Origin of the sequence: Clostridium thermobutyricum (assembly GCF_000371465.1) — a bacterium.
GTDB lineage: Bacteria > Bacillota > Clostridia > Clostridiales > Clostridiaceae > Clostridium > Clostridium thermobutyricum.
The window spans coordinates 811,499-824,096 of the sequence record NZ_KB850956.1 but is presented as its reverse complement, the minus strand read 5'-3'; the positions used below and the strand labels follow the sequence as shown (position 1 = coordinate 824,096).

At 27.0% G+C, this 12,598-nt stretch carries 9 protein-coding genes and 1 riboswitch; all 9 genes read right to left on the bottom strand.

From position 1 onward, the window contains the following. Positions 1-2: 2 nt before the first annotated feature. Positions 3-626, bottom strand: a complete 624-nt coding sequence (locus tag HMPREF1092_RS03640) for a precorrin-8X methylmutase (protein ID WP_002597254.1) — start codon at positions 624-626, stop codon at positions 3-5. A gap of 2 nt (positions 627-628) precedes the next feature. Beyond that, on the bottom strand, positions 629-1,927 hold the full coding sequence (locus tag HMPREF1092_RS03635; protein ID WP_002597253.1) for a cobyrinic acid a,c-diamide synthase CobB: 1,299 nt from the start codon (positions 1,925-1,927) through the stop codon (positions 629-631). Beyond that, complete coding sequence (locus HMPREF1092_RS03630) at positions 1,902-2,753, bottom strand: sirohydrochlorin cobaltochelatase (RefSeq protein WP_002597252.1); 852 nt, start codon at positions 2,751-2,753, stop codon at positions 1,902-1,904. The genes HMPREF1092_RS03635 and HMPREF1092_RS03630 overlap by 26 nt, the downstream gene beginning before the upstream one ends. Positions 2,754-2,933: 180 nt before the next feature. Continuing rightward, a riboswitch (cobalamin riboswitch) is annotated at positions 2,934-3,120 on the bottom strand. A gap of 129 nt (positions 3,121-3,249) precedes the next feature. Further along, positions 3,250-4,464, bottom strand: a complete 1,215-nt coding sequence (locus HMPREF1092_RS03625; protein ID WP_002597251.1) for a glucose-1-phosphate adenylyltransferase — start codon at positions 4,462-4,464, stop codon at positions 3,250-3,252. 114 nt (positions 4,465-4,578) lie between these two features. Next, on the bottom strand, positions 4,579-6,006 hold the full coding sequence (gene glgA, locus HMPREF1092_RS03620) for a glycogen synthase GlgA (protein WP_002597250.1): 1,428 nt from the start codon (positions 6,004-6,006) through the stop codon (positions 4,579-4,581). A 12-nt stretch (positions 6,007-6,018) separates the two neighbouring features. Continuing rightward, entirely contained in the window at positions 6,019-7,899 is a 1,881-nt protein-coding gene (gene glgB, locus HMPREF1092_RS03615; RefSeq protein WP_002597249.1) for a 1,4-alpha-glucan branching protein GlgB, read from the bottom strand. A gap of 489 nt (positions 7,900-8,388) precedes the next feature. Next, positions 8,389-9,582, bottom strand: coding sequence for an acetate kinase (locus tag HMPREF1092_RS03610; protein ID WP_002597248.1), 1,194 nt, complete (start codon positions 9,580-9,582; stop codon positions 8,389-8,391). A gap of 275 nt (positions 9,583-9,857) precedes the next feature. Continuing rightward, on the bottom strand, positions 9,858-11,054 hold the full coding sequence (gene gltS / locus HMPREF1092_RS03605; protein WP_002597247.1) for a sodium/glutamate symporter: 1,197 nt from the start codon (positions 11,052-11,054) through the stop codon (positions 9,858-9,860). Positions 11,055-11,293: 239 nt separating this feature from the next. Next, the gene (locus HMPREF1092_RS03600) at positions 11,294-12,592 is read right to left on the bottom strand and encodes an NRAMP family divalent metal transporter (RefSeq protein ID WP_002597246.1); all 1,299 of its coding nucleotides are present in this window, start codon (positions 12,590-12,592) and stop codon (positions 11,294-11,296) included. Positions 12,593-12,598 lie beyond the last annotated feature (6 nt).

Genomic DNA, 12,598 nt, shown 5'->3' with positions numbered 1-12,598 from the left:
TTTTATCTCTCTACGCACATATACATTAAAGCATTTATTATAGCAGCAGCTACTGTGCTTCCACCTTTTCTTCCTTTAACTCTTATATATGGAATATTTAATTGATCTAAATCTTCCTTGCTTTCTGCTGCTCCTACAAATCCTACTGGAACAGCTACTATAAGCTTTGGATTTACTTTTCCTTCAGCTATAAGTTCTTTTAATTTAAAAAGAGCTGTTGGAGCATTTCCAAAAACAAAAATATCAACATTATCAGCACAAGCTTTATGGACAGCTGCCATTGAACGTGTTATTCCTTTTTCTTTTGCTTCAACATGAACTTCTGGTAAATTTACATAACAAATTGCTTTTCCATTCAATTTTTCTAGTGCTCTTTTATTTATTCCTGAAAGAGCCATATTTGTATCTGTATATATTGTTGGGTTATTTTTTAAAGCTTCTTTCGCACTTTCTATTGCTGTCTTGCTTATATCTATTAAATTTTTATATTCAAAATCTGCTGTTGTATGTATAACTCTCTTTATTATTTTAAGTTCTTCTTCTGAAAAGTTATGGCTTCCCATTTCTTCTCCAATTATTTCAAAACTTCTATTTTCTATTTCCATTGGATTTTTTATATAACTCATATTTATTCCTCTTTATCTCTTAGTATATATTTTAAAAATTCTTTGTTTCCAAAGAAATGTATATGTGGATATCCAGCTAAAGTATTTTTCTTTTCATATCCACATTCCCATGTTTTTAAATCACCTTTATAATCTATTTTACTTACATTATAAATCTTTTTTTCTTTTGACTCTGTTTTAGATTTATGAAATTCATGACAATTTATTTTTATTCCATTAAAGTCTACTTCTGCATATCCAAAATTATTTAATCTATTAGTCATAAAACTCTTACCTTCAAAAAATCCTACCATTTCAAAACCTTCAATTTCTCTAGTAAGATACATAAGTCCACCACATTCTGCATAACAAGGAAGTCCCTCTTCTAAAGCTTCTTTTATACTTCTTAACATTGTTTTATTTTTACTAAGATCTTCTTTAAATACTTCTGGATATCCACCACCTATATAAAGAAAATCTAAATCTTTAGGAATCTCCTTATCATTAATAGGACTAAAATATATAACCTCACCTAATGATTCTAAAATCTCTAAATTTTCTCTATAATAAAAGCTAAAAGCTTTATCAAAAGCAACTCCAATTCTCTTTTTTCCACTTATTTTAAAAAAGTTTTCATTTTTTTCTAAATTAACTTCTTTAAAATTATCTATTAATAAATCTAAATCAACAGTTTCTTCTATTAAATTTGCACAAATTTCTATTTTCTTTTCTAAATCTTCTATTTCAGAGCTTTGAATCAATCCTAAGTGCCTACTTTTAATACTTAATTCTTCTTTCTTTTCTATAAATCCAAATACTTTTATATTTAGATTTTCCTCTATTATTTTTTTCAAAAGGATATAATAACTTTTACTTATATTATTTAAAATTACACCTTTTATATTTGCATCTCTAAACTCTAATATTCCTTTTAATTCAGCACAAAGAGTTAAACTTTGAGCTTTAGGAGAAATAACAAGTACAATTGGAGCATTATCTAAAGTTTTTGATGTACTGTATGTTGAATAATCACTACTTATTCCTTTTCCATCATATAAACCCATAACTCCTTCTACAATTGCAAAATCTCCTTCACCTCTATTAAAAGCTTCTTTTACCCCCTCTTCTCCCATAAGAAAAAGATCTAAATTTCTAGATTTTACACCTGTTATTCTACTGTGAAATGCAGGATCTATATAATCTGGTCCTGATTTAAACCCTTGTACTTTATACCCTCTATTTTTTAAAGCTTTCATTAATCCAAGAGTTACTGTAGTCTTTCCTCCTCCACTACAATTAGATGACACTACTAAGGTTTTCATTTTTTAATCCTTTCTTTGTTTCACCAACTCCTAAATATGTATCATTTATGATATCGTAAATTCTATTTACATAAAGTTGTCTAAAAGCTTCAATTTCTCCAAGGCCCTTTAAGAATACATTTGCTTTTATTCCTTCACTTTCTAATATGCTTTTCCATGAATCCTCTTCATCAGAAGCCATATCATTTAAAACATGATCTCCACAAACAACCATAAGTGGAACTAAAAGCACTTCTTTTATATTTTTATTTTTTAATCTCTTTATTACACTTTCAAAAGTTGGATGACCTTCAACAGTTCCAACAAAAACATTCTCATATCCTTCTTCTTGTAATACAACTTGAAGACAACTATAAGTAGCACTTGCTGGATGAGAAGTTCCATGTCCAAACATTACTATATTTTCATTTTTATCTAGTATATCTTTTATTGAATGAATAAAAAGAGTATAATCAAAAGCTACACCTTCAATTCCTTGATAATAAAATATTGGTCTTCCAACTTTTATTTTTTTAAATTTATTTTTATAGCTTTCAGCAACATTTTTTACATAATCAAATTCTTCTCCAGGAATTATGTGAAGAGGTTGCATTATAACTTCTTCATATCCTAAATTGTAAAGCTCTTCTAATCTTTCCTCTGGAGTCATTACTTTTATCCCATAAACTTTATCCATCTTTCTTATAATCATATGAGATGTAAAAGCTCTAAAACAATCGTAATCTTTAAATTCCTCTTCTATTCTATTTTCAATTTTTTCTATTGAATCTTTTAATGCACCTTGATAGCTTGTTCCAAAACTTACAACAATAATAGCTTTTTTCATTCTTAATCTCCTTAGTTTATTAATGTTTAGATTTCAAACAAATTTATGTATAACCATTATTTCTTTAAGAATTTTATTATAAATTTCAAAATAAAAAAGCACCCTATAAAAGGGTGCTAAAAGAAAACTCTATTAAAATCTAATTTTAATAAATCCCGTTTCTCCTAATCTTCCCTCCGAAGCATGGTTTTATAAAAGGCAGGTCTCCTGACTTATGCTTCATCCTAATCCTCTACCTTCCCAAGAAAATTTCTCAGTGGTATTTAGAGTTTCGTCTGCAATTACAGTAGCGGGGGCTGTAATGGAGTTTAACCATTTTCCCTTTTAATCTTAAATAAATTTAAGAACCTTTTATCTATTCATTTTTAACTTAATTATAAATGTTAATCGATAATAATTCAAATATAATTATAATATACCTATATTTATATTATTTATAATATAATAAAAAATTTCTAATATTTAAATAGGTTAAATTTTAATTTAATCTCCTTAATTAAACTAAAATTTTATTTTCTATTTCTTTATTTTTTATATCCTTTATCTTTTCTATTTCTATTTTTTCAAGCTCAGTATTCTGACTTACCATTCTTTTAGGACCAACTACTGTAATACTTTCTCTTTCAACTATTACAGAACCTTCTTTTATTATAGAGTCTCCACCTATAATAGCATTGCTTATTATAACATGAGGCTCTATTATTGTATTTTCAAGTATAACTGAATTCTCTATTACAGATCCTTCACCAACTTTTACTCCTTTAGAAAGAACACTTGTATCAATGCAACCTTCTATTTCGCAATTGTCTCCTAAAATACAATTTTTAATAATTGCTGTTCTACTTATTTGGCATTTATCATAATCAGGTACATTAGCAGAAGAAATTTTCCATTTATCATTTATACTTAACTCACATTCATTATTAAGCAAATCCATATTTGCTTGCCAAAGACTTTCTACTGTTCCAACATCTCTCCAATATCCTTTAAATGAAAATGAAATCATTTTTCTATCATCTTTAAGCATTGCTGGAATTACATCTTTTCCAAAATCATGACTTGAACTATTTAATCTTTCATCTTTAATTAAATATTCTTTTAATATATCCCATGAAAAAATATAAATTCCCATAGAAGCTTTATTACTTTTTGGCTCTTTTGGTTTTTCTTCAAATGAGTAAATTGTACTATCTTCATTTGTGTTCATTATTCCAAAACGACTTGCTTCTTCCATTGGAACTTCTAATACTGCTATTGTAGCATCAGCATTCATTTTTTTATGATGATCTAACATTTCTGTGTAATCCATTTTATAAATGTGATCTCCTGAAAGAATTAAAACATATTTTGGATTATATTTATCTATATATTCTATATTTTGATAAATAGCATTAGCTGTACCAGTATAGCAATTATCCTTATCTTCATCAGTATATGGTGGTAAAAAGCTTATCCCAGTTTCATCAACTTTTTTTAAATCCCACGCTTCTCCATTTCCTATATGCTTATATATAGCTTTTGGTTTATATTGTGTTACGACTCCTACTGTATCTATTCCTGAATTTACACAATTACTTAAAGGAAAATCTATTAATCTATATCTTCCTCCATAAGGAACAGCCGGTTTTGCTAATCTTTCTGTTAACACTCCTAATCTTGTTCCTTGTCCTCCAGCTAATATCATTCCAACAATTTCACGATTATTATTCATAAATCCACCCTTTTATATCCTTTTTCTTCTCTCTTAATTCTCTAAATTCTAATTTTTTCTATACATAAACTTAACTAATACTATATTTCTTTTTTTATATAATAAAAATTTATTCTAAAAAAATGATTCATAAATCCTTTTATATTCTAAAGCTGATTTTTTCCAACTATTATCACAACTCATAGCTGTTTTAACCAAGTTATTCCACTCATCTTTTCTTTTATATATTTCTAAAGCTTCAAAAATACAGTTTTTAAGCTCAATTGAAGAATAATTATAAAAACTAAATCCATTTCCAGTAAATTCAAATTTGTTATAAGCTTCAATTGTATCTTTTAATCCTCCAGTTTCTCTTACTATTGGAACGTTTCCATATCTTAAAGCTATTAATTGACCTAATCCACAAGGCTCAAACTTTGATGGCATTAAAAACATATCTGAACCAGCATATATTTTATGTGAAAGCTTATTATCAAAGATAATTCTAGTAGCTACTTTATTAGGATATCTTTTTTCTAATCCTTTAAAGAACTCTTCATAATCCCATTCTCCAGTTCCAAGTACAATAAATTGAACTTCCTTAGTTAATACACAATCTATAATTTCTTTAATTAAATCAATTCCTTTTTGTGATGTTAATCTTGATACTATTGATATAATAGGTATATTTTTATTTTCCTCTAACCCTAATTCTCTTTGTAAAGCTAATTTATTTTCCATTTTGCTTTCAATAGAATTTATATCATATCTTTTTTCTATTAATTCATCAGTTAAAGGATTATATTCTTCATAATCAATTCCATTTAAAATTCCTTTTAAATCTCCCCCTTTATTTCTTAATAACTCATCCATACATTCACCATATTCCGGTGTTTTTATTTCTTCTGCATAAGTATAACTAACTGTTAAAACTTTTTCTGAATAATTTATTCCACCTTTCATATAACTTATTCCATCATTAAAAGATAAACATCCATTATTAAATTGTTGTAAATCATATCCAAAAAGCTCTCCTAAAACTTCTTTCCCAAAATTACCTTGGAAAAGTAAATTATGAATTGAATAAATAAATTTTATATCGGGATATTCATCTTTATTTCTATATTCAAGCTTATATAAAACAGGTATCATTCCACATTGCCAATCATTACAATGTATAATATCCGGATACCAATTTATAGCTTTTAATATCTCTAGAACTGCTCTATCATAAAAAGCAAATCTTTCAGCATCATCATAATAACCATATAAATTATCACGGTTAAAGTAGTATTCATTGTCTATAAAGTAAAACTGAACATTATTTACTTTAAGCTCTTCTATTCCACAATATTGATGTCTCCATCCAACATCTACAAATATATGTTTTATATAATTTATTTTATTTTTTAAATCTTCTTTAATCCCTTTATATTTTGGAATTATTACTCTAACATCTTCTCCCAACTTACTAAGCTCTTTACTTAAGGCTCCTATTACATCTCCTAATCCTCCAGTTCTTATAAATGGGTATGCTTCTGTTGCAGAAAATAATATTTTCATATTCTCTCCCCCTTATTCTACTTTTAAAACTATTGATCCCATTGGTGGAACCTTAATCTCTATACTCCAATCTCTTTTATGATACTTTTCTTTTTTAGCTACTATAATTTTGTCCATAATTTGACCAGAGCCTCCATATTCCTTTTTATCAGAATTAAATATTTCTTTATAACTTCCTTTAAAAGGAACTCCTATTTTATAATTTTCATAGTATACAGGTGTAAAATTACATATGAATATTAATGTATCTTTTTTCTTCGTTCCTTGCCTCATAAAAATATATATACTTTGTTCTCCATTGTCTGCTTCAATCCAGTTAAATCCATCAACTTCATAATCTTTTTCCCAAAGTGCTGGATTATCAATATAAAATTTATTTAAATCTTTAAAAAATCTATGTGTATCTTTATGCATCTTAAATTCTTCTATTAAATGCCAATCTAATTCACCGCATTCTCTCCATTCAGAAAACTGACCAAATTCCATTCCCATAAAAATAAGTTTTTTTCCTGGATGTCCTATCATATATGTCATATAATTTCTAAGACCTGCAAACTTATTCCAATAATCTCCCCACATTTTATCTACCATAGCTTTTTTCTCATGAACAACTTCATCATGAGACAGTGCAAGAATAAAATGCTCACTATAGTTATAAAGCATAGAGAAATTCATTTTATTATGATTAAATTTTCTATAAATTGGATCTATTTTTATATATTCCAATGTATCATTCATCCATCCCATATTCCATTTAAAATGAAAACCTAATCCCCCTTCTTTTACAGGAAATGAAACTTTTCCAAAAGTTGTGGCTTCTTCTGCACATAAAATAGTATTTGGAAATTTTTCTATTATAGTTGTATTTAATTCTTGAATAAATTTAACCGCATCTTTATTTATATCTGTTCCTTCATCATTTTTAATCCATTCCCCTTCATTTCTTCCATAACTTAAATAAATCATATTTGTAACCGCATCTACTCTAAGTCCATCTATATGAAATTCTTTTATCCAATATATCGCATTAGATATTAAAAAGCTTTTTACCTCTGGTCTTCCCAAATCAAAGTTTAAAGTTCCCCACCCTTTATTATCTGCTTTCCATTCTTCTTCATATTCATAAGTAGGAGTTCCATCAAAAAATGCCAATCCATGTTGATCTCTACAAAAATGTCCTGGAACCCAATCTAATATGACTCCTATTTCTTCTTTATGAAGAGAATTTATTAATTCCCTTAAATCATCTTCATCTCCATATCTACTAGTTGGCGAATAAAATCCTGTAGTTTGATATCCCCAAGATTGATCTAAAGGATGCTCTGTAAGTGGCATAAATTCTACATGAGTATAGCCCATTTCTTTTAAATAAATTGGTAATTCTTTTGCTAAATCTTTATATGTTAAATATTTATTATCTTTATTTCTCCATGAACCTAAATTCATTTCATAAATATTTAATGGTTTATTATAATGATTAATAACTTTTCTATTCCACCAATTTATATCTGTCCATTTGTAATTACTTTTTGCTCTTATTATTGATGCTGTATTTGGTCTAATCTCTGAAAATCTTGCATATGGATCAGCTTTTAAAAAACAATTATCATATTTATCTTTTATAACAAACTTATATTTTGTATTTTTTTTAATTCCTTGTATAAAGCCTGTCCATATTCCATTTTCAGTTTCTCTCTTTAAAGAAAATTCTTCTCTTGTTTTCCAATTTGAAAAATCTCCTATTACACTTACTTCCTTTGCATTTGGCGCCCAAGTAGTAAATCTAACTCCTCTTTTTTTGTTCTCAACTTTTATATGAGCTCCCATAAAGTTATAGCAACTTGAATGCTTACCTTTATGAAAAAGATAGCTGTCATATTCCGTAAACAACATTGCCATCTCCTTTCCCTTACTGTAATTTATATAAAAATAAAGTTTATATTATGCATTTTATTATACCATTTTTTTCAATTTTTTGTATATTTTTTAAAGTTGGTTTATATTTTTTGATTTTCCCTAATAAACTATGTTATTTTACATATTCTAATAATTCTCAATTTTTTTCTGTAATATTTTATTTTCTCTTAAGCCTTTTTAATTTAAATTTCAACTTTTCCTTTTGTAGAAAATTTAATTTTTTTATTTTTAATTATCATAATTTACTTAAAAAAAATTTTGTTTACTCTATAGAAAAAGATTACATTTTGAAATAATTTTATATATAAATCTTTTTTAAATTTTTTATAATTAATTAATTAAAATTTTTTCCAATAATATTATTACATTTTTAAATTCCATTTATTTTTAATGAATTTATTTAATTTTATTAAAAACAAAAAGATATCGATTACATCGATATCTTAAAAAAATATAATAAAATTATTATTTTACTAAAGCTAAAGTTTCCTTAGCTATCATTAATTCTTCATTAGTTGGAACAACATATGCTTTAACTATTGAATCCTCTTTTGATATTTCAGAAAGTTTACCTCTAACTTTATTTTTTTCTTTATCTAATTTCAATCCTAAGAATTCTAAACCTTTTAAACATTCTTCTCTAGTTTCTGGAGAATTTTCACCTACACCAGCTGTAAATAATATTACATCTACTCCTCCCATATTAACTATGAATGAACCTATTTCAGCTCTTATTCTATAATGGAATATATCTAGAGCTAATTGTGCTCTCTTATCTCCTTTTAAAGCAGCATTTTCTATATCTCTAAAATCTGAACTAACTCCTGAAATTCCTAAAACTCCTGATTTCTTATTTAAAGCTTCAGAAACTTCTTCTATACTATATCCACAATTTTCAACTAAAAATGGTATTATTGATGGATCTATATTTCCTGATCTAGTTCCCATAGGAACTCCCGCAAGTGGAGTGAATCCCATAGTTGTATCTATACATTCTCCACCTTTAATTGCTGATATACTCGCTCCATTTCCTAAATGACAACTAATTATTTTTAAATCTTTTATATCTTTCCCCATAGCTTCTGAAACTTTGTGAGCTACATATTTATGTGAAGTTCCATGGAATCCATATTTTCTAATTTTATGATTTTTATATAAATTGTAATCTATAGCATATATATATGCTTTCTCTGGTAATGTCCCATGAAACGCTGTATCAAATACAGCTACCATTTTAGTGTTTGGCATAAGACTTTGACATGCTTTTATTCCAGTTATATTTGCTGGATTATGAAGTGGCGCCAATTTGCTACACTCATTTAAATATTCTATAACCTCTTCATCTATAATTATTGAAGAAGAATATTTCTCGCCTCCATGAACTACTCTATGTCCTACTGCTATAATTTCATCCATTGATTTAATAACTCCAACTTTTATATCTGTTAAAGTATTTAATACTAATTCTACAGCATCTTTATGATTCTTTATTTCTTTTTCTATTATGTGTTTTTCACCAATTTCATTTTTCTGAACTAACTTAGCTCCATCAAGACCTATTCTTTCAACAAGTCCACTTACTATATCTTTTTCATCAACCATATTAATTAATTTATACTTTAATGATGAGCTTCCGCAATTTATTATAAGTGTTTTCATTTATTTTATCCTCCTAATTTCAATTATATAAAATTTAAACGTTTAAATTTTATACATCCCTCTTTTTAAATTAATTTTAATTTCAATTACATTATTTTGTCAATAAAATGATTTAAATTTTTAAAAATGTAATATTTTTTCTTATATCCCTTTATAATGATTATAATTTTCTTTATTTTTTTTCTATTTTATTACAATTAAAACCCTAGAAGTTCTAATATTTTGATTATATATTTCTTCTAAGGTCTTAATTTATAAACATTTATTTGTATTTTTTAATGTATCATATTTACAAAAATAGTTATTATAGCTGAGTTTACAAAGTCTATAAAAAGACAACCTACTATTGGAACAACTATATACGGAGTATGAGCAAATCCATATTTATTTGTTAGTGCATCCATATTAGCTACTGCATTTGGAGTTGCTCCCATTCCAAATCCACACATTCCTGATGCGAATACAGCTGCATCATAATCTCTTCCCATAATATTAAATGTAAGGAAGTAAGCAAATATCCCCATTAAAAGAGTTTGTGCTATTAACATAATAAGCATTGGTAATGCTAAATCAAATAATTCCCATAATCTTAGTCCCATTAGTGCCATTGATAAGAAAAATGATAAACTTATGTTTCCTAATACTTCTATTTCTTTTTCTTCTAAAGAAACATTCTTATAATCACATATATTTCTTATAATCGCAGCTGCCATCATTGCTCCTATATAAGATGGAAAAGTAAGTCCTAATTTTTGTATTCCAATTGATATACAAGAACCTATTCCCATTGCAATAAATATCCAAGATACTGCTTTCATCAACCTACTTTGACAAAGTTTAGATTCATTGTCTTCATGAAAATCACTTAAAGGAATTGATTTATCCTCATTATGCTTTGGAGTTTTTAATTCTTTTCTTTCAATTAAACATTTAGCTACTACACCTCCTAAGAAGCTTCCTGCTATAAGCCCAAAAGTTGCAGCTGCAAAAGCAACTGAAGTTGCTCCATGAACTCCCATTTCTTCAAATAGTGGTCCAAATGATCCAGCAGTACCATGTCCACCAATCATAGGAATAGAAGCTGTTGAAAGTCCTAATAAAGGATGTAATCCAAATATCTTAGCTAGTCCAACTCCTAAAAAATCTTGGCATATTACTAAAATAACAGCTAGTCCTAAAAATATACCAACTTTTATTCCACCTTTTTTTAATATTTTCACACTTGCTGTATAACCTACAGTTGTAAAAAAAGCTGTCATAAATATTGATTGTAATGTTGTATCTAATTCAACTGTTGCAATATTAGTTAATTTTAAAATTAATATTACTAATGAAAAAATTAATCCTCCTATTACTGGAGCTGGAACACAGTATTTATTTAAAAATTTAATTTTACTTCTTAAGAATTTTCCTAAATAAAACATACAAGTGGCAAGAGCCATTGTTTGAAATATATCTAATTTAAAATTCATATAAAAACTCCTCCTTTTTTAAAATTTATTAATATTTTATTCTTTAATTTTACATTAATTTATAATCAAATACAATTTAATGTATTTTTATTCTTTTTATGTTAATTTTATATATTTTTTTCTATGTTTTATTTTATTTAAAGCATAATTTTATAATATTTTTATAATATTTGCTGATTTAAATTAAATAAAAAAAACCTCAAATACAAAAAGTATTTGAGGTTTTTATAAAATCTTATTTATAATAATCCTATAATATATCTAAAAAATTCATGTATTTGTGGTGTCATATATACTGTTACTACACCTAAGCCACAAACTACAAAGTATATAAAAAGTAATATTACTTTTTCCCAACCTTTAAGTGCGTAAGCCTTTGGAAGAGCTTTCCAACCAAGTACTAGTAAAAATCCTAATACTAAAGGAAGTAATAATGTATTTAAAACTTCGACTCCTAATGTTAATGGAACTAGAGGTACTCCAGATAAAACTATTATTCCTCCAACTATCATAGCTCCACAATAGAAAGCATAAAAAATTGGTGCTTCTCTCCAAGTATTATTTAAACTACATGGCTTATTAAATAATTCTCCAAATCCCCATGAAGCTGCAAGTGAAACTACAATTGCTGCAATTAAAGCTGCTCCTGAAATTCCAATAGCGAATACAATTTTTCCTCCCATCACTCCTAAAAATGGTGTTAATGCATCACTAATTTCTTGAATTGAATTTAAAGGTGCATTTTGATTATGCTTACCAATAGTTGCTGCTACAGCTATTATTATTACTATAACTATTAATTGAGTTACAAGTGAACCTACAGCTGTATCTATTCTACTAAATTTCATATCTTTTTCAGTTAATTTTTTATCTACTACTGCTCCTTGTTGATAAAATACCATCCATGGCATTATTACTGCTCCAACATTTGCTGAAATTAATAACCAATATGCTGAATTATTAAGTGGTTGATGTCCAAATATACTACTTACTACATGTCCATAATTAGGATGAGCAAAAAACATAGCTGGAATAAATACAAGTTCAAAAAGTCCTACAACTATTGCTACTCTTTCAACTGTTTTATACTTACCAGTTGCACTAAGTAATATTAGGCAAGCTACAACCAAAGGAACCATTATCCATTTAGATACTCCAAAAAGAAGACCTACACCCATCATTCCTGAAAATTCAGTTATAAGCGCTCCAATAGTTGAAACAAATAATGCTATAACTGCTATCCAAGCCCATACTTTTCCCATATGTTCTTTTATAAGTTCTCCATGTCCTTTTCCAGTTGTTATTCCAAGACGTGTTGTTAACTCTTGAACAAAATATAACATAGGAACAAGAATTAAATTTATTAATATTAATTTATATCCCCATTGTGCTCCTGATTGAGCTGCTGTAATTATTGAGCCAGCATCAGTATCTGCAAGCATTACTGTAATTCCTGGTCCCATAGCTGCTAAAAGCATAAAGAAATTTCTTCTTCTTCTTTTATTTCGCATTTGATCTTCCATATGAAGTTCTGTCATGTAATA